The sequence below is a fragment of the Burkholderia singularis genome (assembly GCF_900176645.1).
Taxonomy (GTDB): domain Bacteria; phylum Pseudomonadota; class Gammaproteobacteria; order Burkholderiales; family Burkholderiaceae; genus Burkholderia; species Burkholderia singularis.
In genome coordinates, this window is sequence record NZ_FXAN01000004.1 from 101,383 (window position 1) to 125,641 (window position 24,259).

The 24,259-nt window shown below is 65.1% G+C and carries 20 protein-coding genes; 15 read left to right on the forward strand and 5 right to left on the reverse strand.

Features of this window, described 5'->3' with window-relative positions:
* Positions 1-31: 31 nt before the first annotated feature.
* On the reverse strand, positions 32-601 hold the full coding sequence (locus BSIN_RS00615; RefSeq protein ID WP_159935868.1) for a GNAT family N-acetyltransferase: 570 nt from the start codon (positions 599-601) through the stop codon (positions 32-34).
* A gap of 286 nt (positions 602-887) precedes the next feature.
* Between BSIN_RS00615 and BSIN_RS00620 the strand changes: the two genes are divergently transcribed.
* Together BSIN_RS00620 and scpB are read left to right on the forward strand one after the other, a co-directional pair.
* Positions 888-2,057 (forward strand): CaiB/BaiF CoA transferase family protein, encoded by a 1,170-nt coding sequence (locus BSIN_RS00620; protein WP_089339176.1) that lies wholly within the window; start codon positions 888-890, stop codon positions 2,055-2,057.
* The gene (gene scpB, locus BSIN_RS00625; RefSeq protein ID WP_089339177.1) at positions 2,054-2,854 is read left to right on the forward strand and encodes a methylmalonyl-CoA decarboxylase; all 801 of its coding nucleotides are present in this window, start codon (positions 2,054-2,056) and stop codon (positions 2,852-2,854) included. Before BSIN_RS00620 ends, scpB begins: the two co-directional genes overlap by 4 nt.
* A 125-nt stretch (positions 2,855-2,979) precedes the next feature.
* On the opposite strand, the gene BSIN_RS00630 is transcribed toward scpB, so the two are convergent.
* The gene (locus tag BSIN_RS00630) at positions 2,980-5,322 is read right to left on the reverse strand and encodes a Tex family protein (RefSeq protein ID WP_089339178.1); all 2,343 of its coding nucleotides are present in this window, start codon (positions 5,320-5,322) and stop codon (positions 2,980-2,982) included.
* Positions 5,323-5,461: 139 nt separating this feature from the next.
* Between BSIN_RS00630 and BSIN_RS00635 the strand changes: the two genes are divergently transcribed.
* The 3 genes from BSIN_RS00635 to yoaA all read left to right on the forward strand — a co-directional run bounded on the left by BSIN_RS00635 (position 5,462) and on the right by yoaA (position 8,813).
* Positions 5,462-6,211 carry a colicin transporter gene (locus tag BSIN_RS00635; protein WP_089339179.1) on the forward strand — a complete coding sequence of 250 codons (750 nt, stop codon included), beginning with the start codon at positions 5,462-5,464 and terminating at the stop codon, positions 6,209-6,211.
* A 113-nt stretch (positions 6,212-6,324) separates the two neighbouring features.
* Positions 6,325-6,540: an HP1242/YdcH family protein gene (locus BSIN_RS00640; RefSeq protein WP_059518078.1), complete on the forward strand. Its 216-nt coding sequence runs from the start codon at positions 6,325-6,327 to the stop codon at positions 6,538-6,540.
* 65 nt (positions 6,541-6,605) lie between these two features.
* The gene (gene yoaA / locus BSIN_RS00645) at positions 6,606-8,813 is read left to right on the forward strand and encodes a DNA repair helicase YoaA (RefSeq protein ID WP_089339180.1); all 2,208 of its coding nucleotides are present in this window, start codon (positions 6,606-6,608) and stop codon (positions 8,811-8,813) included.
* A gap of 144 nt (positions 8,814-8,957) precedes the next feature.
* Here yoaA and BSIN_RS00650 read toward each other — a convergent pair whose 3' ends face one another.
* Entirely contained in the window at positions 8,958-9,779 is an 822-nt protein-coding gene (locus tag BSIN_RS00650) for an outer membrane protein assembly factor BamD (RefSeq protein ID WP_059518074.1), read from the reverse strand.
* A 53-nt stretch (positions 9,780-9,832) separates the two neighbouring features.
* Between BSIN_RS00650 and BSIN_RS00655 the strand changes: the two genes are divergently transcribed.
* The 9 genes from BSIN_RS00655 to BSIN_RS00695 all read left to right on the forward strand — a co-directional run bounded on the left by BSIN_RS00655 (position 9,833) and on the right by BSIN_RS00695 (position 21,125).
* The gene (locus BSIN_RS00655) at positions 9,833-11,023 is read left to right on the forward strand and encodes an RluA family pseudouridine synthase (protein WP_089339181.1); all 1,191 of its coding nucleotides are present in this window, start codon (positions 9,833-9,835) and stop codon (positions 11,021-11,023) included.
* Positions 11,024-11,029: 6 nt separating this feature from the next.
* Complete coding sequence (gene pgeF / locus BSIN_RS00660) at positions 11,030-11,872, forward strand: peptidoglycan editing factor PgeF (protein ID WP_089339203.1); 843 nt, start codon at positions 11,030-11,032, stop codon at positions 11,870-11,872.
* 402 nt (positions 11,873-12,274) lie between these two features.
* The gene (gene phaC, locus BSIN_RS00665) at positions 12,275-14,182 is read left to right on the forward strand and encodes a class I poly(R)-hydroxyalkanoic acid synthase (RefSeq protein WP_089339182.1); all 1,908 of its coding nucleotides are present in this window, start codon (positions 12,275-12,277) and stop codon (positions 14,180-14,182) included.
* A gap of 96 nt (positions 14,183-14,278) precedes the next feature.
* Complete coding sequence (locus tag BSIN_RS00670) at positions 14,279-15,460, forward strand: acetyl-CoA C-acetyltransferase (RefSeq protein WP_089339183.1); 1,182 nt, start codon at positions 14,279-14,281, stop codon at positions 15,458-15,460.
* Between the two features lie 114 nt (positions 15,461-15,574).
* Positions 15,575-16,315 (forward strand): 3-ketoacyl-ACP reductase, encoded by a 741-nt coding sequence (locus BSIN_RS00675; protein ID WP_059518065.1) that lies wholly within the window; start codon positions 15,575-15,577, stop codon positions 16,313-16,315.
* A 128-nt stretch (positions 16,316-16,443) separates the two neighbouring features.
* Positions 16,444-17,010, forward strand: coding sequence for a polyhydroxyalkanoate synthesis repressor PhaR (gene phaR, locus BSIN_RS00680; RefSeq protein ID WP_059518063.1), 567 nt, complete (start codon positions 16,444-16,446; stop codon positions 17,008-17,010).
* Positions 17,011-17,709: 699 nt separating this feature from the next.
* Positions 17,710-19,047 (forward strand): 30S ribosomal protein S12 methylthiotransferase RimO, encoded by a 1,338-nt coding sequence (gene rimO / locus BSIN_RS00685; protein ID WP_218192390.1) that lies wholly within the window; start codon positions 17,710-17,712, stop codon positions 19,045-19,047.
* Between the two features lie 277 nt (positions 19,048-19,324).
* On the forward strand, positions 19,325-20,509 hold the full coding sequence (gene bktB, locus BSIN_RS00690; protein WP_089339184.1) for a beta-ketothiolase BktB: 1,185 nt from the start codon (positions 19,325-19,327) through the stop codon (positions 20,507-20,509).
* Between the two features lie 19 nt (positions 20,510-20,528).
* The gene (locus tag BSIN_RS00695; protein ID WP_089339205.1) at positions 20,529-21,125 is read left to right on the forward strand and encodes a hypothetical protein; all 597 of its coding nucleotides are present in this window, start codon (positions 20,529-20,531) and stop codon (positions 21,123-21,125) included.
* 66 nt (positions 21,126-21,191) lie between these two features.
* Here BSIN_RS00695 and BSIN_RS00700 read toward each other — a convergent pair whose 3' ends face one another.
* Positions 21,192-21,620 carry a DUF1801 domain-containing protein gene (locus BSIN_RS00700; protein ID WP_059519367.1) on the reverse strand — a complete coding sequence of 143 codons (429 nt, stop codon included), beginning with the start codon at positions 21,618-21,620 and terminating at the stop codon, positions 21,192-21,194.
* 287 nt (positions 21,621-21,907) lie between these two features.
* On the opposite strand from BSIN_RS00700, the gene BSIN_RS00705 reads away from it, so the two are divergent.
* Positions 21,908-23,095: a cystathionine beta-lyase gene (locus BSIN_RS00705; RefSeq protein ID WP_089339185.1), complete on the forward strand. Its 1,188-nt coding sequence runs from the start codon at positions 21,908-21,910 to the stop codon at positions 23,093-23,095.
* 54 nt (positions 23,096-23,149) lie between these two features.
* Here BSIN_RS00705 and serB read toward each other — a convergent pair whose 3' ends face one another.
* Positions 23,150-23,995: a phosphoserine phosphatase SerB gene (serB, locus tag BSIN_RS00710; protein ID WP_089339186.1), complete on the reverse strand. Its 846-nt coding sequence runs from the start codon at positions 23,993-23,995 to the stop codon at positions 23,150-23,152.
* Positions 23,996-24,259: the final 264 nt, after the last annotated feature.

A 24,259-nucleotide genomic window follows, 5' to 3' on the forward strand; every position in this document is an offset into this window, starting at 1 on the left:
AGGGCGCCCGCATTCGCTTATCGCTCGTTTATTACCCGCTTATCGCCGCATAGACGCGCGTGTTACGCAACGTGCCGTCCGGATCGGCGCGCTCATTGCGCAGCACGCCTTCGAGCGTCAAGCCCGCGCGTTCGCATACACGCGCGCTTTTGAGATTGAGGTCATCGACAAACGCCGACACGCGGCGCATTCCCAGCCGCGCAAAGGCGAACTGTACGAGTGCGGCCACTGCCTCGCTGATATAGCCGTGCCCTTGATGACGCGTGTTGCCCCACCAGCCGATCTCGATGCTTGGCACGCTCCAATTCGGCTGATGTAGTCCGCAGCATCCCGCGAGCATTTCCGTGTCGCGCAGCAGGATGAGGAAACGAAAATCGCGTCTGGCGATGAAGTTCGCGAAACCCTCCCGGCAATAGATTTCCGAACGTTCGAGCGACGGTTCCTCGAGTGCCCAAGGCAACGAGGCCGGAAACTGCCGCAGCGCGTTGAGCGAGTCGCATAGCGCTTCGTTGATCTTGGGGCCGTCGCCTGGCTTGACGCAGCGAAGAATCAGCCGTTCAGTGTCGAGCCGGTCTTCGAGATCGATAAGAAGAGGCTGCATGGTCATTGGATCCTGAGCGATGAGTGTGCGTTGTCAAACAGCGCAAGCCGCGGGTTTTAATGCATGATAATCGCTGTGCTATGCTCGATGGCGATATCCGATAACGGCTGAATCGCCCGATTCGTATCGTGGCGACAATTTTCGTGTCATCTGATTCCGAATAAGCGCGTGTTGGTATATTGGTATGGTTTCGCGTCACGCATTCGGTGATTAACGATTAAAAATAAAATATCAATAATAAATCGGTTTTTCTGTCATCAGGGTTGATCACCTCGAGAGGTTTCTCATGCATCAAAATGCGTTGAAATCCCTGCTTGCCGACGTAAAAATCGTGGATCTTTCCCGCGTGCTGGCCGGCCCTTTTGCTACCATGACCCTGGCGAACCTGGGCGCGCGCGTGATAAAAGTCGAGATGCCGGTGGTCGGCGACGACGCGCGCGCTTTCGGTCCGTTCGCCAATGGAAAATCATTATATTTCTCGGCTATTAATTGCAACAAAGAAAGCATCGCCCTCAATTTGAAACGCGGCGAAGACCGTTCGATATTCGAAAAATTAGTCTCGAAAGCGGATGTGCTGGTCGAAAATTATCGGCCCGGCACGATGGAGAAGCTCGGTTATGGATGGGACATGCTGCACGACCGATTTCCTCAGCTCATCTACGGCGCGGTATCCGGATTCGGCGATACGGGGCCGCGCTCCAGTCTCGCCGCGTATGACATGGTCGTGCAGGGAATGGGCGGCATCATGAGCGTGACGGGGCATCCGGGCGGCGCGCCCGCACGCGTCGGCGTGTCGATCGGCGATATCACGGCTGGGTTGTATTTGGCGCTGGGCATCAATGCCGCGCTGTATCGGCGCTCGTTGGCCGGGGTGGGATGCAAGCTCGATATCGCGATGCTCGATTGCCAGGCGGCGATCATGGAGGACGCCGTGACCGTGTATGCAAAGACCGGTGAGGCTCCCGGCCCGTTGGGCACTCGGCATCCGACGGTGGCGCCGTTTCAGGCCTATGCCGCCGCCGACGGCAATATCATCATCGCCGCGGGCAACGATCATCTGTTCTCGCTTGCCACCGACGTGCTCGGGCGGCCTGAGCTTGCGCGCGATCCCCGTTTCGCCACCAATGAACTGCGTCATCGGAACGTGGATGCATTGCAGGCGGAGATCGAAAGCGTGTCGGTGACCCGCTGCGTGTCGTATTGGCTGGATGCGTTGACCGCGAAAGGCGTACCATGCGCGCCGATCAACGATATCGCGCACATGATGGCCGAGCCGCAGATTGTCGCGCGCAATATGATCGTGCGCGTGGCCGATCCGGTTGCGGGGGAACTGAGCGTCGCGGGCAATCCTGTCAAGGTCATGGGCATGCCGGAGCCGCGAACGATGCGTCCGGCGCCGGAACTCGACGCCGACCGTGCGGCGATCGTCGCCGAATTTGTCGGGAGCGGGCGATGAGCGGCGTGGTTGCGGCGGGCGAACTGGTCCGCTCGGATGTGCGTGACGGCGTTGGCGTGATCACGCTCGATCATCCGGCCAAGCGCAATGCGTTGAGCGCGCAGTTGCTCGGCGCATTGATGAGTGCGCTGGACGGCGTCGTCGAGCGGGGTGCGCGCGTGGTGATTCTGCGCGCGGCGCCCGGGATGAGCGTATGGTCGGCGGGCCACGATATTCGGGAGCTGCCGCAAGGCGGCACGGACCCGCTGGGTTATTTCGATCCGTTGGAGCGGACGCTGCGGGCGATACGCGCACTGCCGGTGCCGGTGGTGGCGATGGTGCGAGGCTCGGTGTGGGGCGGCGCGTTTGATCTGGTATTGAGCTGCGACATGATCGTCGCCGACGAGTCCGCGACATTCGCGATCACGCCGGCCAACATCGGATTGCCTTACAACACGACGGGCTTGCTGCATTTTCTGGGCCGGTTGCCTTTGAATCTCGTCAGGGAGATGTTTTTCACTGCCGAGCCGTTGGATGCGCAGCGGGCCTTGCAATGGGGGATCGTCAATCGCCTGATGCCGAGCGTCGAACTGGAGGCGCGGACGATGGCCCTCGCAACGGGCATGGCATCGAAAGCGCCATTGGCGATTGCGGTGGTGAAGGAGCAATTGCGCGTGCTGACCGACTATCACGCCGTTCCCGCTCAGGCGTTCGAGAAAATCGAGGCGATGCGGCAGAAGGTTTACGGCAGCGCGGATTATCGCGAAGGCGTGACGGCATTTCTCGAGAAACGCAGGCCGGCATTCAAGGGTGAGTGACGGCGCGTCCGATGCCCGCTTGTCGGCCGCATGGCCTGGTCAGGATGCGTCCAAAGCCGCTCGGCGCCGGCGCGCGACGCATCAATCGACGCCAGGCGGCCGCTCGGCAGCCGCCTGGCGTCGGTTCAGCGCGATTGCTTGAGTTTGGCAAACGCCGCGGCCATTGCGCCCGCCGGCTCCGGCTCGCGCGACGAACGGGCAGGGCGATTGCCGCCACCGCCGCGCATCCCGCCGCGCTCGGTGCTGCCGCCGCGTCCGCCTGCGGCGGCATTCGGCGCGAAGTCGTCGTCCAGACGCATGGTCAGCGAAATCCGCTGACGCTTCACGTCGACGTCGAGCACCTTCACCTTGACCACCTGGCCGGCTTTCACGACCTCGTGCGGGTCCTTGACGAATTTCGTCGACATTGCCGACACGTGCACGAGCCCGTCCTGATGGACGCCGATGTCGACAAACGCGCCGAATGCCGCGACGTTCGTCACGACGGCCTCGAGCACCATGCCGGGCGCGAGGTCCGACACTTTCTCCACGCCTTCGCGGAACGTCGCGGTCTTGAATTCGGGGCGCGGGTCGCGGCCCGGTTTTTCAAGCTCGCCGAGGATATCGCGCACCGTCGGCAACCCGAAGCGCTCGTCGACGAATTCGGTGGGCGACAGCCCGGCTAGCGCGTCGCGGTTGCCGAGCACGTCGTCGATCCGTTTGCTGATTTTCGCGAGAATCCGCTCGACGACGGGATATGCCTCGGGGTGCACCGACGAGCGGTCGAGCGGATTCTCGCCGCCATTGATCCGCAAGAAGCCCGCTGCCTGCTCGAAGGTTTTGTCGCCCAGGCGCGGTACACGGCGCAGATGCTCGCGCGACGGGAACGGCCCGTTCGCGTCGCGATAATCGACGATGTTGCGCGCAAGCGTCGCGTTGAGCCCGGAGACGCGCGCAAGCAGCGCGGCCGACGCGGTGTTCGCGTCGACGCCCACGGCGTTGACGCAATCCTCGACGACCGCGTCGAGCGAACGCGCAAGCTCGCGCTGATTGACGTCATGCTGATACTGGCCCACGCCGATCGCCTTCGGCTCGATCTTCACGAGTTCGGCGAGCGGGTCCTGCAGCCGGCGTGCGATCGACACCGCGCCGCGCAACGACACGTCCAGATCCGGGAATTCCTTGGCGGCAAGCTCGGAGGCCGAATAGACGGACGCGCCTGCTTCGGACACGACGATCTTCTGCAGCCGGAGTTCCGGATGCTTTGCGATCAATTCGCCCGCGAGCTTATCGGTTTCGCGCGACGCGGTGCCGTTGCCGATGCTGATCAGCTCGGCCTGCGTTTCGCGCGCGATGCGCGCGAGCTTGGCAAGGGAGCCGTCCCAGTCACGGCGCGGTTCGTGCGGATAAATCGTGTCGGTGGCGAGCAGCTTGCCGGTGCGATCGACGACGGCGACTTTCACGCCGGTGCGCAAGCCCGGATCGAGACCGATCACGGCCTTCGGGCCGGCGGGCGCGGCGAGCAGCAAATCCTTCAGATTGCGCGCGAATACGCGGATCGCTTCATGCTCGGCCGTCTCGCGCAGCTGCGTGAGCAATTCGGTTTCGAGGTGCGGCTGCACCTTCACGCGCCAGCACCAGCGGCACACGTCGGCGAGCCATTTGTCGGCCGGCCGGCCTTGATTGGCGATGCCGAAATGGCGGGCGATCATCGCTTCGCCTGGATGCGGCACCTGCGCGTCGAGTTCCTCGCCCAGGCCGAGCTTCACGCTCAGCACGCCCGCGTTGCGGCCGCGAAAGAGCGCGAGCGCGCGGTGCGACGGCACCGTTTTGAGCGTCTCGGCATAGTCGTAGTAATCGCGGAATTTTTCGCCCTCGTCGCCTTGCTTGCCGTCGACGACCGCCGACGACACCACGCCGCGCTCGAACAAATAGTCGCGCAGCTTGCCGAGCAGTTCGGCCGTCTCGCCGAATTGTTCGGACAGGATGTCGCGCGCGCCGTCGAGCGCGGCTTTCACGTCGGCGACGCCCTTGTCCGCGCTCACGTAGGCGGCGGCTTGCGTTTGCGGGTCGAGAAGCGGATTCGCGAGCAGCGCGTGCGCGAGCGGCTCGAGCCCGGCTTCGCGGGCGATCTGAGCGCGCGTGCGACGCTTCGGCTTATACGGCAGGTACAGATCCTCGAGCGTTTGCTTGCTGTCGGCCGCTTCGATCGCCGCGCGCAATTCGTCCGTCAGCTTGCCTTGCTCGTCGATGCTCGCGACGATCGTCGCGCGGCGTTCTTCCAGTTCGCGCAGATACAGCAGGCGCTCTTCGAGTTGGCGCAATTGCGTGTCGTCGAGATTGCCCGTGACTTCCTTGCGGTAGCGGGCGATAAACGGAACGGTGGAGCCTTCGTCGAGGAGTTGCACGGCCGCGGCGACCTGCCGGGGCTGGACCGCCAATTCGTCGGCGATGCGCTGTACGATCTTGAGTGCTACGGTTTCCGTCATGTCGTGATATGCGTCTGCTGCGTGCTGAAATCGCCCGTGCCGGCCGGCTGGCCCTCGCACCGGGCTGGCGGGTGAATGGAGCGGGGCATTTTGCCATAAATGCGAAAGCACCCGACTTCGGGGTGCTAGAATTTGGCCCATGATCCGCAGCTTTCCTACGACGTTGCCTACCTTCCGATTTTCCGTTGTCACGTTCGCCACGCCCGCCGTGGCGCTTGCATCGGCGTTGTGCTGCGCCGGCGCGCTCGCGCAGGCGCTTGCGCCGGCGGCTTCGACGCCTGATGCCGCCGCCTCCGATGTGACCACGTTCGCCGCGCAAGCCAATTTCGACGCACGTCAAAAAGTGCTCGATCAACGCACGGCGGAAAACGACTATCGTTATGCGGTAGCCCAGCACAATTGCTACAGCAAGTTTTTCGTCAACCATTGCCTGGACGGCGCGCGGGAAACGATGCGCGCGGAGCGTGCGAGCATCAACCAGGAGCAACAGGCGCTCAATGACGAACAACGGGCAGTGCGCGCGCAGGAGCGCGATCGTCAGATCGCGCTGAAAGACGCGCAGCGGCAGGCGCAGGCGCCGCAGCGTGCGGCCAGCGACGCGGCGAATGCCGCCGCATACGAAAGCAAGCAGCAGCAAAATGCGCTCAAGCGTGCCGAGCGCGACGCTCAGGCGCCGCAGCGCGCAGCGAGCCAGAAGGCGTATGACGATAAGCAGGCCGCGTTTCAGCGCAAGCTAGACGAAGCGCACGCGAAGGCCGCACAGGATGCGCAGCAGCGTGCGCAGAACGCGCAGCGCTACGAGGAAAAGCAGCGTAATGCGGCGCAGCACAAAGCCGAGGTGGACGAGCGTCAGCGGCGGGCTGCCGAGAAGGCGCAGCAAAAGCAGTAGCCGCAATAAATAAGAGAGCGTCGGCGAGCAGTACGTTGGGTGGGGCGATTTGCAAGGCAATCTCGGGCACGCGGGCCGTTCGGCCGGTATGCCAGTTTAGTGAGGAGGCGAGTATGCAAACCCGTTTGGCGGATACGCAACAGGAGCTGTACAACCGGCTGGTATCTCTGCAAGAGCTGCATAAACAGCTTGCTCGCGAGATCGAGCAGAAGGAAGGCCGCTCGGACATCGACGATCTGACGCTGCACCGGCTGAAGAAGGAAAAGCTGCTGGCCAAAGACAAGATCATTATGCTGCAGTCGCAGCTCGAACCGGATAAGCGCGCTTAGCGCGGCCTGGCAAGCGCCGGCGCCGCGGCAAGCGCCGGAGCCGGGATACCTGGGAACCGCTTGCCTTGAATTCACCGCTTGATGCCCATTCTGATGCGCGGCGCGACGCTTCGTCCGCCGCGGGCCCGCGTGCGCCCGAGGCCGGCGCGTACACGCCCAGCGTGAAGCGTGCCAACGAACTCGACGCCATTTTCGGCGCGAGCGGCCTGCTTGCGCGGGCGCTCGACGGCTATCGCCCGCGCGCGTCGCAAATCGAGATGGCGCGTGCTGTCGCGGCAGCAATGGAGGCGTCGGGCAAACTGATGCCCGAACCGGAGATTTTCGACACGCGCAAGCGCCCGGCGCGGCGTTTGCAAGACGGCGCAAGCGCGACCGACGCGGCTACCGCGAGTGCCGACGAAACCGCCGCGAGCGCCGACAACACGCTGATCGTCGAAGCGGGCACCGGTACCGGCAAGACCTATGCTTACCTTGTGCCGGCGATGCTGTGGGGCGGCAAGGTAATCGTGTCGACGGGCACCAAGCACTTACAGGACCAGCTTTTTCTACGCGACATTCCGACCGTGCGCGATGCGCTCGCGGTGCCCGTGACGGTTGCGATGCTCAAGGGGCGCGCGAACTACCTGTGCCATTACTATCTGCAGCGCACCGCAGACAACGGCCGGCTGCCGTCGCGGCAGGACACCGCGCATCTGCAGGAAATCGTCCGTTTCGCGAAGATCACGAAAAGCGGCGACAAGGCCGAGCTTGCGAGCGTGCCGGAAACATCGCCCGTATGGCCGATGGTGACGTCGACGCGCGACAACTGCCTGGGCCAGGAATGCCCGCATTACAAGGAATGTTTCGTGATGCAGGCGCGCCGCGACGCGCAGCAGGCGGACATCGTCGTGGTCAATCACCACTTGTTCTTCGCGGACATCATGCTGCGCGATACCGGCATGGCCGAACTGCTGCCGAGCGCGAACACGATTATCTTCGACGAAGCGCACCAGCTTCCGGAAACCGCGACGCTGTTCTTCGGCGAGACGCTGTCGACGACGCAGTTGCTCGAGCTTGCGCGCGATTGCGTCGCCGAGGGGCTGGGGCACGCGCGCGACGCGGTCGAGTGGGTGAAGCTCGGCGGTGCGCTCGAACGCGCCGCGCGCGACGTGCGCCTTGCGTTTGGCGACGGCGGCACGCTGCGCGTGTCGCTCGCGCAACTCGACGACGATCACCCGCTGTTCGGCGCGCTCGATGCGCTCGACGCGGCGCTTGACGCGCTGTCGAGTGCGCTCGCGGCGCAGGCCGAGCGTGCTGAATCGATTGGCGCGTGCCATCGCCGGGCGCGCGAGCTGCAGGATCTGCTGGCGGGTTGGGTCGCGCCGCAGGCCGAGCCGCCGGTGCCGGACGAGGCGGGCGGCAACGAAAAGGTACGTTGGATCGAGGTGTTTTCGAACACGGTTCAACTGCACGAAACGCCATTGTCGGTCGCGCCGATTTTCGCGAAACAACGTGCGGGCGTGCCGCGTGCGTGGATCTTCACGTCGGCGACGCTGTCGGTGCGCGGCGACTTCACGCACTATGCGGCGCAGATGGGGCTCGACGCGCGCCGCTCGATGACGCTGCCAAGTCCGTTCGACTATCCGGCGCAGGGGCTTTTATATGTGCCGCGGAATTTGCCGCAGCCGTCGTCGCCCGCGTTCACCGATGCGGTATTCGACGCCTCATTGCCGGCGATCGAGGCTTCGGGCGGCGGCGTGTTCGTGCTGTGCACGACGCTGCGCGCGGTCGACCGGATCGCGGCGAAGTTGCGCGAGACGATCGACGCGCACGGCTGGCGCACACCGCTGCTCGTGCAGGGCGACGCGAGCCGTACCGAGCTGCTCGATCGCTTCCGTGCGTATGGCAATGCGATCCTGGTCGGCAGCCAGAGTTTCTGGGAAGGCGTCGATGTGCGTGGCGACGCGCTGTCGCTCGTGGTGATCGACAAGCTGCCGTTCGCGCCGCCCGACGATCCGGTGCTCGCCGCGCGGCTCGATGCGCTCGCGAAGAAGGGGTTGAGCCCGTTCGCCGTTCATCAATTGCCGCAGGCCGTGATTACGCTGAAGCAGGGTGCGGGGCGGCTGATTCGCGCGGAGACGGATCGCGGCGTGCTGATGATCTGCGACACGCGCCTCGTCGACAAGCCATATGGCCGGCGCATCTGGCAAAGCCTGCCGCCGTTCAAGCGCACGCGCGAAATCGACGTCGTGCGGGAATTTTTCGCCGAGCGGCGCGAGGCCGAACAAGCGTAGACGTGATGCGCGGCCGCGCGGGCGGCGGTCCGCGAGACTGTCCGCGCGGCTGCTTGCCGCGCGCAAAAGAAAACCCGGCGCGCAGGCCGGGTTTTCTTTTGCAGCGCCGTACAGGCGGCTGCTTGTCAGCTCGGGTGTGTCAGCTCAGAACTGCCACCACGACTTTTTCTTGCCCGAGCGCGAATGGCCCGTGATGTACGGACTGTCCGGGAATGTCGACGCGAGTACGCGCTTCGTGTCGTCGGCGAGCTGGGGCTGATTCAGCTTCGTGTAGGACAGCATCATGATGTGCAGCGCATCCTCGATCGCGGGCGCATTCTTGTATTCCTTCAACGCGAGCTGCGCGCGGTTGATCGCCGCGACGTAGGCGCCGCGCCGATAGTAATAATCCGCCGCGTGCACTTCGTGCGAGGCGAGCGCGTTGACGATGTAGCGCATCCGCGCGGCCGCGTCCGGTGCATACTTGCTCTTCGGGTAGCGGTCGACGACGACCTTGAACGCGTCATACGATTCGCGCAGCGCCTGCGGATCGCGCTCGCTCATGTCCTGACCGGAGAAGCGGCCGAACAGGCCCAGATCGTCGTTGAAATGGATCATTCCCTTCAGATAGTACGCGTATGCGATATCGGGGTGATCCGGATGGAGCTGGATGAAGCGGTCGACAGCCTGGTCGGCTGCGGCCTGCTCGTTGTCCTTCCAGTTGCAGTATGCGACGTTGATTTGCGCTTGCTGCGCGAAATGGCCGAACGGGTCGCGACCCTGCAACGCCTCGAAGTACTTCGAGCACTTGCCCCAATCGCCGCCCGTCAATGCATCCTGAGCCTCTGAGTATAATTTGTTGTTCGACCAGGTTACCGTCTCGTCGCTCTTTTGCGGCAGGCCATGGCAGCCCGCGACGAGCGCGGCGGCGGCCAGCGCAGCCCAGGCGGCCGCGGGTTTCGCGACGCGTTTGGTCGAATGCATCATGGTGAATAGGGCTCGCATTGTCCTAGCTTTAAGTCTCAAATGACCCAGTCTAAATGACCCGTTCAAGTTCGTTGCATGCCCATGAGGGCAAGTCAAACGGCGACGATTATAGCCCAAGCGACAATCCCGCCGACGCATCTGCCGGCGATTCGCTCGACGACGATTTGGCGAGCGACGCGTTCGGCGCGTCCGCCGGCGCCGGCACGGGCGGTAACGCGCCGCGCACGGTCGAGGTGCCGCCCGCGCTCGCCGGCGAGCGGCTCGACAAGGCGCTCGCCCAGCTTTTTCCCGAGTTTTCGCGCAGCCGCCTGCAGCAGTGGATCGAATCGTCGCGCGTGCGCATCGACGGCGCGCCCGCGAAAATCCGTCAGCCGGTGCCGCTTGGCGCGACCATCGAGCTTATCCCGGAGCTGCTGCCCGAGCAGCTCGCGTTCGCGCCGGAGCCGGTGCCGCTCGCGATCGTCTACGAGGACGATACGCTCGTCGTGATCGACAAGCCGGCCGGACTCGTCGTCCATCCCGCCGCGGGCAACTGGGGCGGCACGCTGCTCAACGGCCTGTTGCATCGCTACGGCGACGCGGCGGCCGGGCTGCCGCGCGCAGGCATCGTGCATCGCCTCGACAAGGAAACGTCGGGGCTGATGGTCGTCGCGCGCACGCTTGCCGCGCAAACCGATCTGGTGCGCCAGTTGCAGGCGCGCACGGTAAAGCGCCGCTATTTCGCGCTCGCGTGGGGACGCATGCCCGACGAGGGGACGATCGATGCGCCGATCGGCCGCGATCCGCGCGAGCGCACGCGCATGGCGGTCGTGACGGGCGCGGCGGGCAAGCCCGCGCGCACGCACTTCCGGACCATCGACACGACGCTGTGGGAGCGTCAGCCGGTATCGGCGATCCATTGCGATCTCGAAACCGGCCGCACGCATCAGATCCGCGTGCATTGCGCGCACGCCGGGCATCCGCTGCTGGGCGATCCGGTATATGGCCGCGCGCGCGGCAAGCGCTCGGTCGCGGCATTGCCGGGCGGCTTCGCGCGGCAGGCGCTGCATGCGTGGCGGCTCGGTCTCGTGCATCCGGCAACGGGCCGCGCGATGCAGTGGCGCGCGCCGCTGCCGGACGATCTCGCGGCGCTCGTCGACGCACTCGGCTTCGGCGCGGACGACGGGGAATTCGGTGACGACGGCGCGGTCTATGACGACGGTTACGATGACGGCATGCCCTATGCCGACGACGATGAGGATTGATTGCCGATGACGATGCCGCGCCCGCTGACCCTCGCCGATTGCGTGCAACCCGACTGGGGCGCGCCGCCGCGCGTGCATGCGCTGGTGTCGACCCGTAACGGCGGCGTGAGCGCGCCGCCGTATGGCGGCTGGCGCGACGCACGCGAAGTCGCGGGCGGGATGAACCTAGGCTTTCATACCGGCGACGATCCGGCGCACGTCGCCGCGAACCGCGCGCGCCTGCTCGCGCTGACCGGCCAGCCGCACGCCGCGTGGCTCGAACAGGTTCACGGCACGGACGTCGTGCGCGCGGACGACGCGCTCGCCGGCGCGACCGACGGCAGCGCTCGCGTCGTGCGGGCCGACGCGAGCGTGACCGCGACGCCGGGCGCCGTTTGCGTCGTGATGGTCGCCGATTGTCTGCCGGTGTTGTTATGCGACGGCGCGGGCCGGGCCGTCGGCGCCGCGCATGCGGGCTGGCGCGGGCTCGCGGCGGGGATCGTCGAGAAGACGGCTGAGCGCGTCGCGCAGTTGGCGGGGTGCGATGCCGGCGGATTGCTCGCGTACCTCGGCCCCGCGATCGGGCCGGCGGCGTTCGAAGTCGGCGCGGATGTGCGCGCGGCTTTCCTGGCCGCGGCGCAGCTTGCCGATTATGCGGCAACCGATCGCGCGTTCGTCCCGCAAGCGGCGGCTCCCGGCAAGTATTGGGCGGATCTCTATGCGCTTGCGCGCCTGCGCTTGGCGCGCGCAGGCGTCATGCGCGTGAGCGGCGGCGGCGCATGCACGCTGAGCGAACGCGAGCGGTTCTACTCTTACCGGCGCGATCGCGTGACTGGCCGGATGGCCGCGATGATCTGGCTGACCGAATGACGGCCGCGCGCGGCATACCGCGATGATTTCCGCGCAGCGCCGAAAGAATATTTTCATGCTTGGTGGGATATATTGCTGCGGTGCTTCGCGCGATTATTATCATTGAATTTGTTTAAACTCCGATCGGTCGTCATTGCTTGTCGTTACAGGCCGCGCGCGATTTTTGCAACGATTTGTTCCGGTTTGCGAAGTATTTTGACTCGCACGTTATCGGAGGTGACGCGTTACATGGGGAAAACGATAATGATAAAACTACCGCACTGCGGCAGAATCTGAAGCCATGTGTCACGAGACGATCGTCCGACTCGATGGCACGTGATAATAGGATGGTCGACATCGAGCGGCTCGAGCAGGATTCCCGGGGTCTCGCAGGAATATCGAGGAAACACCGTTAAGGCAGGTATGACAGCACCGAAACAAACGTCGACATCCACTCACACGGATACTGAGCAAACCCACGAGTCAACCGGATCGGCGGCTCGACCTGATACCGCGTGGTTCGACGCGGCCCGGCCCATGCAACAGATGGTCGACGCATGGCTGAATGCGTGGCGCGGCTTCGCCGAGCCGGCCCGCGCGGCTGCCGGCGGCGCTCAGCCGGCGTGGACCTGGCCGAATCAGCCGTTTGCGTTGCCGTTCGCGATGCCGCCGATGCCAAACTGGTCCGGCGCGGCTGCGCCGTTTCCCGCGGCCATTGCCGGTTTCGCGCCGCTCGCGTCGGTGCCGCCCGCGCGGCTGCAACAGTTGCAAGCCGATTATTCGCGCGATTGCCTGGCGCTGCTTCAGCTGGCAACGGCTGCGACCCCGGCGCTACCCGAACTGAAGGACCGGCGCTTCAGCTCGGAGGCGTGGAAGGGCTCGCCGGCGCACACGTTCGCTGCTGCATGGTATCTGCTGAATGCGCGCTACCTGCAGGCGCTGGCCGAATCGCTCGAAACCGATCCGAAAACGCGCGAGCGCATCCGCTTCGCGGTCGAGCAATGGACGGCGGCTGCGGCGCCGAGCAATTTCCTCGCGCTCAATCCGGATGCTCAGAAGAATGTGATCGATACGCAGGGCGAGAGCCTGCTGCTCGGCATGATGAACCTGTTCTCGGACCTGCAGCGCGGCAAGGTCTCGCAGACGGACGAATCGCAGTTCGTCGTCGGCAAGGATCTCGCCGTGACGCCAGGCGCGGTGATTTACGAGAACGACCTGATTCAGCTCATCCAGTACAAGCCATTGACGACGACCGTGTTCGAGCGGCCGCTGCTCATCGTGCCGCCGTGTATCAACAAGTTCTACATCCTCGATCTGCGGCCGCAGAGTTCGCTCGTCGAGCATGCGCTGACGAGCGGCCATCCGGTCTATTTGATTTCGTGGCGCAACGCGGATGCGTCGATCGCGCACAAGACCTGGGACGATTACATCGACGAAGGACTGCTTGCCGCGATTGACGTGGTCCAGCAAGTGAGCGGACGCGAGCAGATCAACACGCTCGGCTTTTGCGTCGGCGGCACGCTGCTGGCAACGGCGCTCGCCGTGCTCGCTGCGCGCGGCGAGCATCCGGCCGCGTCGATGACGCTGCTTACCGCGATGCTCGATTTTTCCGACACGGGCATTCTCGACGTGTTCGTCGACGAAGCGCACGTGCAACTGCGCGAGCAGACGATCGGCGGCAAGAATGGCGGACAGCCGGGCCTGATGCGCGGTATCGAATTCGCCAATACGTTCTCGTTCCTGCGGCCCAACGATCTGTTCTGGAACTACGTCGTCGACAACTATCTGAAGGGCCGCACGCCTGCGCCGTTCGATCTGCTGTACTGGAACAGCGATTCGACGAATCTGCCCGGGCCGATGTATGCGTGGTATCTGCGCCATACCTATCTCGAGAACAAGCTGCGTGAACCCGATGCGCTGATGGTATGCGGCGAGAGCGTCGATCTGTCGAGAATCGACGTGCCGACCTTCATCTACGGCTCGCGCGAAGACCACATCGTGCCGTGGCGAACCGCGTATGCGTCGACGTCGCTGCTCACCGGCCCGCTGACGTTCGTGCTCGGCGCATCGGGCCACGTCGCTGGCGTCATCAATCCGCCGGCGAAGAATAAACGCAGCTACTGGACCTACGACGTTCCGGCCAAGGCGCTGCCCGAATCGGGGGACGACTGGTTCGATGCGGCGACCGAGCATCCGGGAAGCTGGTGGCCCGAATGGACCGCGTGGCTCGACCAATACGGCGGCCGCAAGGTGAAGCCGCGCGCGCTTGGCTCGGCGAGTTTTCCGGTGATCGAGCCCGCGCCCGGCCGGTATGTGATGCAACGCGATTGACGAACGGCGGAAGGCGGCGCACGCTTTCCGACGCGACCGTTTTTTTGACAGGGCGGCCATGGCGCGCGGCGCCAAGTTCGCCCGGAGGACAGTGAGATGACAGACGTAGTGATCGTATCGGCCGCGCGCACCGCGGTCGGCAAGTTCGGTGGTTCGCTCGCGAAGATTGCCGCGCCCAAGCTCGGCGCAACCGTGATTCGCGCGGTGCTCGAGCGGGCCGGCGTGAAACCCGAGCTGGTCAGCGAAGTGATCATGGGCCAGGTGCTGACCGCGGGCTCGGGCCAGAATCCGGCACGCCAGGCGCTGATCGCGGCGGGATTGCCGAACGCGGTGCCGGGCATGACGATCAACAAGGTGTGCGGCTCGGGCCTGAAGGCCGTGATGCTGGCGGCGAACGCGATCGTGGCGGGTGACGCGGAAATCGTCGTCGCGGGCGGCCAGGAGAACATGAGCGCCGCGCCGCATGTGCTGCCGGGCTCGCGCGACGGTTTCAGGATGGGCGATGCGAAGCTGGTCGACACCATGATCGTCGACGGCCTGTGGGATGTCTACAACCAGTACCACATGGGCATCACCGCGGAAAACGTCGCGAAGGAGCACGGCATCACGCGCGAAGAGCAGGACAAGTTCGCCGCGCTGTCGCAGAACAAGGCGGAAGCGGCGCAGAAGGCCGGGCGTTTCGACGACGAGATCGTGCCGATCGAGATCCCGCAAAAGAAGGGTGAGCCGGTGCGCTTTGCGACCGACGAGTTCGTGCGCCACGGCGTGACGGCCGAATCGCTCGCGGGCCTGAAGCCCGCGTTCGCGAAGGACGGCACGGTGACGGCCGCGAACGCGTCCGGCATCAATGACGGCGCGGCCGCGGTGCTCGTGATGTCGGCGCAGAAGGCCGACGCGCTTGGCCTGAAGCCGCTTGCGCGGATCAAGGCTTACGCCAACGCGGGTGTCGATCCCAGCGTGATGGGGATCGGCCCGGTGCCGGCGTCGCGCCGTTGTCTCGAGCGCGCCGGCTGGTCGGTGGGCGATCTCGATCTGATGGAAATCAACGAAGCGTTCGCCGCGCAGGCGCTCGCGGTGAACAAGCAGATGGGCTGGGACACGTCGAAGATCAACGTGAACGGCGGCGCGATCGCGATCGGTCATCCGATTGGCGCATCGGGTTGCCGGATCCTCGTCACGCTGCTGCACGAAATGCAGAAACGCGATGCGAAGCGGGGCTTGGCGTCGCTGTGCATCGGCGGCGGAATGGGCGTCGCGCTCGCGCTCGAGCGCCCGTGATGTGATGCATGCGCGCGCCGGTCAGGCCACACCGTCGCGCGCGCTCCGACTGACGGCAAAGAGGCAGAGAGGCCGCCGCCCGGCGCCTCTCAAAATGATAAGGGAGTGATGTCTATGTCACAGCGAATTGCTTACGTAACCGGCGGAATGGGTGGTATCGGCACGAGCATCTGCCAGCGCCTGCACAAGGACGGCTTCAAGGTGATCGCGGGCTGCGGCCCGAATTCGCCGCGCCGCGTGAAATGGCTCGACGATCAGAAGGCGCTCGGCTTCGATTTCTATGCGTCCGAAGGCAATGTCGGCGATTGGGATTCGACGAAGCAGGCGTTCGACAAGGTGAAGGCCGAGATCGGCGAGGTGGATGTGCTCGTCAACAATGCGGGCATCACGCGCGATGTCGTGTTCCGCAAGATGACGCGCGAAGACTGGACGGCCGTGATCGACACGAATCTGACGAGCCTCTTCAACGTGACGAAGCAGGTGATCGACGGGATGGTCGAGCGCGGCTGGGGGCGGATCATCAATATCTCGTCGGTGAACGGCCAGAAAGGTCAGTTCGGCCAAACCAATTATTCGACTGCGAAAGCGGGCATTCACGGCTTCACGATGTCGCTTGCGCAGGAAGTCGCGACGAAGGGCGTGACGGTCAATACGGTGTCGCCCGGCTACATCGGCACCGATATGGTGAAGGCGATCCGCCCGGACGTGCTCGAGAAGATCGTCGCGACGATCCCGGTGCGCCGGTTGGGCTCGCCCGACGAGATCGGCTCGATCGTCGCGTGGCTGGCATCAGAGGAATCCGGTTTCGCGACGGGCGCCGACTTCTCGCTGAACGGCGGCTTGCATATGGGCTGAGCTGTGCGCTGCCGGCCGGTGTATGCCGGCCGGCCGCATGGATCGGGGTTCCGGGGACGCCGGGCGTTGCGCGATCAGGCGCGGCGCCCGCGTTGTCATTACGCGCATCAGGCGCTCAAGGGCGTTACATGACGACTACAAAGAAAACTAGCGAACGGCTGATCAAGAAGTATCCGAACCGCCGTTTGTACGATACGGAGACGAGCACCTACATTACGCTGACCGATGTGAAGCAGCTCGTGCTGGAGCAGGAGGACTTCAAGGTCATCGACGCGAAGAGCAACGAGGATCTGACGCGCAGCATCCTGTTGCAGATCATTCTCGAAGAGGAAAGCGGCGGCGTGCCGATGTTCTCGTCATCGATGCTGTCGCAGATCATCCGTTTCTACGGGCATGCGATGCAGGGGATGATGGGCACCTATCTCGAGAAGAACATCCAGGCGTTCATCGACATTCAGGGCAAACTCGCCGAGCAATCGAAGAACCTGTATGAGAACAATGCGATGAATCCTGAAGTCTGGTCGCAGTTCATGAACATGCAGGCGCCGATGATGCAAGGAATGATGACGAGCTACATCGAGCAGTCGAAGAACATGTTCGTACAAATGCAGGAGCAAATGCAGAATCAGGCAAAGACGATGTTCAGCTCGTTTCCGTTCAAGCCGGTGACGTCTTCGGAGCCGGACAAGAAATAAGCAGTCACGCATTGGCGAGCCCGCACGATCGGTCGTGGCGGGCCGTCGCCGGTTTCGGGAGCCCGTTTTCCGCACGCAGTTAAGGGGCCGGGGCATGGCAGGGCGGGAGCGGCGCTCATGACCCGCTGCGCCGCCGCGCTCGCGTGACTCCGTGTTTGAGGCGCATCGCGCTGCGGGCAGCGTTGCCAGCGGGCTCCGCGCTTGGCGCGGTGCCCGCCACAACCATCGTTTTCACCCATGCGCCGCAAGCGGTTTGCGACGCGTGACGGCCTTCGGCGCGGACATTCACCGCGCGACGCGCATTTCAGTGCTCGAACATTCCATAACGCGCGGCCGGTCGAATCCGGCGCTTTGCCGCTCATGCTGCCCGCCTACTTTCGCGGCTCTGCTCGGCGGATTCCTGGAAGTTTTGCTGCGCCTTCGTCGTCATGACGCGAATGGCCGGCAGCGGTTCGTCGTCCGTTGGGGCGGTTGCTGCGCTCAGCGGCGCCGAGCGGATCGCGGCAAGCGCGCGCGGCGGCCCGGTCCGGCAGGCGCATCCGTTCGAAATCGGGACCGGGGAAATCTTGGGAAGGCGGGGGCGCAAGGTAAAATACCGATTTAGTGGCGCAGGGCGCTACGTCCCTCACAAATACGGAAGCATCGGTGAAAAGTCATCAGGAATCAAAAGTCAACGCAGGTTCTGTGCCCAAAATCGGGATGGTGTCGCTCGGCTGCCCCAAAGCCCTCGTCGATTCCGAGCAGATCATCACGCAACTGCGCGCCGAAGGCTATGAGATCTCCGGCACCTACGACGGCGCGGATCTCGTCGTCGTCAACACCTGCGGCTTCATCGACGAAGCCGTTCAGGAAAGCCTCGATGCGATCGGCGAGGCGCTTGCCGAGAACGGCAAGGTGATTGTCACGGGCTGCCTCGGCGCGAAAAAGAGCGCGAGCGGCTCCGGACTCATCGAGGAGGTGCATCCGAAAGTGCTCGCCGTCACCGGCCCGCATGCGCTCGGCGAAGTGATGCAGGCCGTGCATGACCACTTGCCGAAGCCGCACGATCCGTTCGTCGATCTCGTGCCCGCCGCCGGAATCAAGCTCACGCCGCGTCATTACGCATACCTGAAGATCTCCGAGGGCTGCAATCACCGCTGCACGTTCTGCATCATTCCGTCGATGCGCGGCGATCTCGTGTCGCGTCCCGTCGCCGACGTGATGCTCGAAGCGGAGAACCTGTTCAAGGCTGGCGTGAAGGAGCTGCTCGTGATTTCGCAAGACACGAGCGCATACGGCGTCGACGTCAAATACCGGATGGGGTTCTGGAACGGCAAGCCGGTCAAGACTCGGATGACCGAACTCGTCGGCGCGCTCGGCGAGCTTGCCGCACAGTACGGCGCATGGGTGCGGCTGCATTACGTGTATCCATATCCGCACGTCGACGAGATCATTCCGATGATGGCCGACGGCCCGTTCAAGGGACATCTGCTGCCGTATCTCGATGTGCCGTTCCAGCACGCGCATCCGGACGTGCTCAAGCGCATGAAGCGTCCGGCGAACGCCGAAAAGGTGCTCGAGCGCGTGCGGGCGTGGCGCGAGATTTGCCCGGACCTGACGATCCGCAGCACGTTCATCGCGGGTTTCCCGGGCGAGACCGACGCGCAGTTCGAGACGCTGCTCGATTTCATCCGCGAGGCGGAACTCGATCGGGTCGGCTGCTTCGCTTATTCGCCCGTCGAGGGGGCAACCGCGAACGATCTCGACGGCGCGCTGCCCGACGAGGTGCGCGAGGCTCGCCGCGCGCGTTTCATGGAGGTTGCCGAAGAGGTATCGGCCGCGCGCATCGCGCGCAAGGTGGGCAAGACGCTGAAGGTGTTGATCGACGAAGTCAACGACGAAGGCGGGATCGGACGCACCGCGGCGGATGCGCCGGAGATCGACGGCGTCGTTTATGTCGAGCCGGCGACGAAGGCGTCTAAGCGCTACAAGGCCGGCGATTTCGTGTCGGTAAGGATCACCGGCGCCGACGGGCACGATCTCTGGGGCGAAGTCTGACGCCATTCGGCGCCGTATGCGGGGCGCCGGGGCGGCGGCCGCCCGCGCCTCGCTCGCGCGAGCGGCTGCCCGCGCGGCGCGGGCAGCGGGACGATTCGCAAATGCGGGCGGCGTGCGGGCACCCACGGCACACAGCGAAGGCAGGCCGCCAACGCGGGCGGCGACGGCTGACGCAAGTCCCTCGGCGGCTTGCCGAGGCAGGCGACGAATGCATCACGCGCGCGGCAAAGATCGCGCGCCCGATTGAATTTCATCGAGAGAAGAGAGGGAGGCAACGATGCAACGCGAAGTGGTGGTGGTAAGCGGTGTGCGCACCGCGATCGGCAGTTTCGGCGGCAGTCTGAAGGATTTCGCGCCGACCGAGTTGGGTGCGCGGGTCGTGCGCGAGGCGCTGTCGCGCGCGCAGGTGTCGGGCGACGAGGTGGGCCATGTGGTGTTCGGCAATGTCGTGCATACCGAGCCGAAGGATATGTATCTCGCGCGGGTCGCGGCGATCAACGGCGGCATCGCGCAGCATACGCCCGCGCTGACGCTCAATCGTCTGTGCGGCTCGGGCCTTCAGGCGATCCTGTCGGCTGCGCAAAGCGTGCTGCTCGGCGATGCGGATATCGCGGTCGCGGGCGGCGCGGAGAACATGACGCGCTCGCCGTTTTCGGTGCCCGCCGCGCGCTTCGGCCAGCGCATGGGCGATACGCGTCTCGTCGATATGATGATCGGCGCGCTCAGCGATCCGTTCGAATCGTTCCATATGGGCGTGACGGCCGAGAACGTCGCCGCGAAGTATGGCATCAGCCGCGACGCGCAAGATGCGCTCGCGCTCGAATCGCACCGGCGTGCGTCGCAGGCGACGAAGGCGGGCTATTTCAAAGAGCAGATTCTGCCGATCGAGATCGCATCGAAGAAGGGCGCGATCGTCTTCGATACCGACGAGCATGTGCGTCACGACGCGGCCATCGGGGATTTCGCCAAGCTCAAGCCCGTCTTCATCAAGGAGAACGGCACGGTGACGGCGGGCAACGCGTCGGGCATCAACGATGCGGCCGCCGCGCTCGTGCTGATGGAGCGCGGCGAGGCGGAAAAGCGCGGCGCGAAGCCGCTCGCGCGTCTCGTATCGTATGGCCACGCGGGCGTCGATCCGGCCTATATGGGGATCGGTCCGGTGCCGGCGACGAAGCGCGCGCTCGAGCGCGCGGGCATCACGGTCGCGGATCTCGACGTGATCGAAGCGAACGAGGCGTTTGCCGCGCAGGCTTGCGCGGTATCGAACGAGCTGGGTTTCGATCCGGCAAAGGTCAATCCGAATGGTTCGGGCATCTCGCTCGGTCACCCGATCGGCGCTACCGGCTCGCTGATCACCGTGAAGGCGTTGTACGAGCTGCAACGCATCGGCGGACGCTATGCGCTCGTGACCATGTGCATCGGCGGCGGCCAAGGTATTGCGGCAGTATTCGAGCGTCTGTGACGAGGGAGCGCATATGCGGGTGAAGCGAATGGACGGGATGCGCGGGGCGGCGTGCGTCGCGCTTGCGACGGCGGCGGCGTTTGCGTTCGCGCAGCCTCAACCTCAACCGGCGGCGGCTGTCGCCGGCGCGTCGGACGCGGCCTCGACTGCGGCGCCGGCCGACGTGCCGCCGCCTGCCGTACCGCTCAAGCCGAACCCTGCGTATGCGCGCCTGCCTCGCTACGAAGGAACGCTGGGTGGCCGGCCGATCGTCGTGCGGCTTGGGCCGAAGACGGACGAGCCGGGCGTGCATGGCGAATGCCAGTATGTCGATACGGGCGCGGTCGTCCTGCTCGCGGGCGATCGCGACGGCGACACGCTCGAAATCGAGGAATCGGACGACGGCACGAACATTACCGGCGTGTGGATCGGCCGTTTCGATGCGTCGGGCAATCTGGCGGCCGACCGGATGAAGGCGGACCAATCGGACCCGGTGCCGGTCGAGTTGCATCCGGCGGGCGGCGGCGCGGCGGCCAAGCCGCGCGCGGCGGCTATGCCGTCGGCGGCGAGCGGCTCGGCCGAGCGAGGGGCGGGGCGCGGCGTCGGCGGCGTGAGCAATCTGACGACGGCCGACTGATCCGCGCGGGCGCCGCAGGCGGGGCGGCCGGGGTCATATCGTGGAGTCAAAGCCAGTGTGGCGGCTTCATGCGTTCTTTTTGGCGTTTTCGGGCGCGCTCCGCGAGCGGGTGCCCGTAGGCGCTTTCCTTTTCGTTTTGGTCTGATTGTATTCAATGGCGGCGCGCACGAGTTGCTGCAGCGCGCGGCCGTCGATCTCGTCGCCCTCGAAAAAATCGATTGCCCGCCTCGCGTTGCCTTCCAATCCCGCGTTGAAGAGCCGGGCCGGGTCGGGCAGACTCGCGCCGTACATGAAGGTCAGCTTCACCTTGTTCTTATGTGCGTTGGCGACCGCGATAATGCCGTCGCGGGACCACACCGGGCTGCCCATCCACTTCCATTCCTCGACGATCGCCGGATCGGCCGCGAGGATGCACTTGCGAACGCCGGCGAGCGTTTCGCCGCGCCAGTCCGTAATTTCTGCAATCAGGCGGTCGATGCATTCCGTTGGATTCATGGCGCGTAATGGATGGAGTTCGGGGTTCGTTTCATGAGGTCGGGCTGGCGTAATCGACGTGTGGCTCGTGCGCTGCCGCCGCGCCGCACCGGGCATCGACATCGAGTGGGCGTGCCGACTCCACTATAGATCATCGGTGTGCGCAATGAACGGGCGGCTTACAGCGGGCTTCGGCCGGCTGCGAGCGACGTCGGGCAGCTTCGGGCAGTGCAGATCGCGCCGCGCGAATCCGGTAAGCTACCCGGATTGCCATCACCAGGTTCGCGTTGCACCGAGCCCTTTCAGTCATGACCGCATCCCAGTCCAAACGCGCTTTGCAAACTCGCATCGTCCAGCCGGACGACCGTATTCCCGCCGGATTCGAATCGTTCGTCGCGCCGCTCGAACGGGCGTCGACGGTGGTTTTCCCGGATCTCGCGGCGATGCGCAGCATCGACTGGCGTCGCGACGATCAATGGCGCTACGGCATGCATGCGACGCCCACGTCGTTCGCGCTTGCGCAGCAGCTCGCGCGGATCGAGGGCGGCGAGCACGCGCTGTTGCAGCCGTCGGGGCTCGCGTCGATCGTGAATGTGTATTTCGGCCTCGTCAAGACGGGCGACGACGTGCTGATTCCGGCCAACGCGTATGGCCCGAATGGCGATCTCGGCCAATGGCTCGCGAAGGATTTCGGCGTGACCGTGCGCTTTTACGATCCGCTCGCCGGCGCGGCGGGCGTTGCCGGGCTGATCCGGCCGAATACGCGGCTGCTATGGCTCGAGGCGCCCGGCTCGGTGACGATGGAAGTGCCCGACGTGCCGGCGATCACCGCGCTCGCGCGCGAGCGCGGCATCGTCACCGCGATCGACAACACCTACTCGGCTGGCCTCGCGTTCAAGCCGTTCGAGCATGGCGTCGACATCTCGGTGCAGGCGTTGACGAAATATCAATCGGGCGGCAGCGACGTATTAATGGGGGCGACCATCACCGCCGATGCGAATCTGCACGCGAAGCTCAAGCTGGCGCGGATGCGGCTCGGCTTCAACGTGTCGGCCGACGATTGCGCGCTCGTGCTGCGCAGCCTGCCGAGCATGCGGGTGCGTTTCGACGCGCACGGCAAGAGCGCGCTATCGCTTGCGCGGTGGCTGAAGGCGCGCCCGGAAATCGCCGCGGTGCTGCATCCGCAGCTTCCCGACTGTCCGGGCCACGCTGAGTTCGTTCGCGATTTCAGCGGCGCGGGCGGGCTGTTTTCGGTGGTGTTCGACGCGCGTTATTCCGCCGCGCAGATCGATCGCTTCGTCGAGGCGCTGGAGCTGTTCGCGATCGGCTGGAGCTGGGGCGGCTCACGCAGCCTCGCGGTGCCTTACGACATTCAATCGATGCGCACCACGCCGTGGCCGCATCGCGGCACGCTGGTGCGCTTCTATATCGGCCTCGAGGACGAGGCTGATCTGCGCGCGGATATCGAGCGCTCGCTCGCCGATACGCTTGCGTGATCCCGGTCGCGCCGCCGGCGGCGGCCGCGGCGGCGCGACGTCGGAACTCAGAATTCAGAACAAACGCAACAGCCCATCGAGGCCGACGTGATCGAATGCGACGCTCGCCGCATCGCGCACGACGGGCTTCGCGCGAAACGCGACCGACAGGCCCGCGCTCGCCATCATCGCCAGATCGTTCGAGCCGTCGCCCATCGCGATCGCGCGCTCGGGCTCGATGCCAAGCGCCGCGCAGGTTTCGCGCAGCTTGCGCGCCTTCACGTGCGCATTGACGATCTCGCCGACGATCCGGCCCGTCAGCTTGCCGTCGACGATCTCCAGCGTGTTCGAATACGCATAGTCGAGGTTGAGCCGCGCCTTCAGCCGTTCGGTGAAATAGGTGAAGCCGCCCGAGACGAGCAGCGTCTTCAGGCCGGCGGCCTTCACGCCGGCGAGCATCGCCTCGGCGCCCGGCGACAGGCGCAGCCGTTCGTCGTACACCCGCTCGAGCGCGCTCGCGTCGAGCCCGGCCAGCAGCGCGACGCGGCGCGTCACGCTTTCGTTGAAATCCGCGATCTCGCCGCGCATCGACGCTTCGGTGATCGCGGCGACTTCCGCCCTCAGTCCGCAGAAATCCGCGATTTCGTCGATGCATTCGATCGTGATCAGCGTCGAGTCCATGTCCATCGCAACGAGGCCGAAATCGGCGAGCCGTTTGTTCGCGTCGACGAATGCGTAGTCGAGCGCATGCGTGCCGCAATACACGGCGATGTCGGCCCGTTGCGCGGGGTCCGCACGCTCGATACGCAGCGCGTGAGCATCGAGCGGGACGGCGCGCGCACCGCGCGCGAGCGCGGTGAGCGGTTTGTGGTGCGCGTCGGATAGCGGCGCGGGGCTTTGGATGACAAGATTCGTGGTCATGAATGGGACACGGTGGAGCCAATGACGAACGCCGCGATGCTCGATGCGGCGAACCGGCATTGTAGCCGGTCGCGCCGGCCGGCCCGCGCACGGGCGGCGGCGCACGCTGTGCCTGTGCGCGCACACCGGTTTGCCGCGATGCGCAAGCAGGGGTAACACCCGATGCGCGGCGGGCCTCAGGCGGTAGACTGATACGAAACAAGCTTCAAGGCCCGCGCAGGCGCCGCTCGCGCGGGGCTTTGCCGGCCGGCACGCTGGGTGCGG

Coding starts and splice junctions, on each gene's coding strand:
- rimO (WP_218192390.1), top strand. CDS start 17,710: ATGGTGTCGCTCGGCTGCCCCAAAGCCCTCGTCGATTCCGAGCAGATC.
- BSIN_RS00705 (WP_089339185.1), top strand. CDS start 21,908: ATGACCGCATCCCAGTCCAAACGCGCTTTGCAAACTCGCATCGTCCAG.
- BSIN_RS00635 (WP_089339179.1), top strand. CDS start 5,462: ATGATCCGCAGCTTTCCTACGACGTTGCCTACCTTCCGATTTTCCGTT.
- BSIN_RS00630 (WP_089339178.1), bottom strand. CDS start 5,322: ATGACGGAAACCGTAGCACTCAAGATCGTACAGCGCATCGCCGACGAA.
- scpB (WP_089339177.1), top strand. CDS start 2,054: ATGAGCGGCGTGGTTGCGGCGGGCGAACTGGTCCGCTCGGATGTGCGT.
- BSIN_RS00615 (WP_159935868.1), bottom strand. CDS start 601: ATGCAGCCTCTTCTTATCGATCTCGAAGACCGGCTCGACACTGAACGG.
- BSIN_RS00670 (WP_089339183.1), top strand. CDS start 14,279: ATGACAGACGTAGTGATCGTATCGGCCGCGCGCACCGCGGTCGGCAAG.
- BSIN_RS00650 (WP_059518074.1), bottom strand. CDS start 9,779: ATGATGCATTCGACCAAACGCGTCGCGAAACCCGCGGCCGCCTGGGCT.
- BSIN_RS00640 (WP_059518078.1), top strand. CDS start 6,325: ATGCAAACCCGTTTGGCGGATACGCAACAGGAGCTGTACAACCGGCTG.
- BSIN_RS00700 (WP_059519367.1), bottom strand. CDS start 21,620: ATGAATCCAACGGAATGCATCGACCGCCTGATTGCAGAAATTACGGAC.
- phaR (WP_059518063.1), top strand. CDS start 16,444: ATGACGACTACAAAGAAAACTAGCGAACGGCTGATCAAGAAGTATCCG.
- phaC (WP_089339182.1), top strand. CDS start 12,275: ATGACAGCACCGAAACAAACGTCGACATCCACTCACACGGATACTGAG.
- pgeF (WP_089339203.1), top strand. CDS start 11,030: ATGACGATGCCGCGCCCGCTGACCCTCGCCGATTGCGTGCAACCCGAC.
- serB (WP_089339186.1), bottom strand. CDS start 23,995: ATGACCACGAATCTTGTCATCCAAAGCCCCGCGCCGCTATCCGACGCG.
- BSIN_RS00675 (WP_059518065.1), top strand. CDS start 15,575: ATGTCACAGCGAATTGCTTACGTAACCGGCGGAATGGGTGGTATCGGC.
- BSIN_RS00655 (WP_089339181.1), top strand. CDS start 9,833: ATGACCCGTTCAAGTTCGTTGCATGCCCATGAGGGCAAGTCAAACGGC.
- bktB (WP_089339184.1), top strand. CDS start 19,325: ATGCAACGCGAAGTGGTGGTGGTAAGCGGTGTGCGCACCGCGATCGGC.
- BSIN_RS00620 (WP_089339176.1), top strand. CDS start 888: ATGCATCAAAATGCGTTGAAATCCCTGCTTGCCGACGTAAAAATCGTG.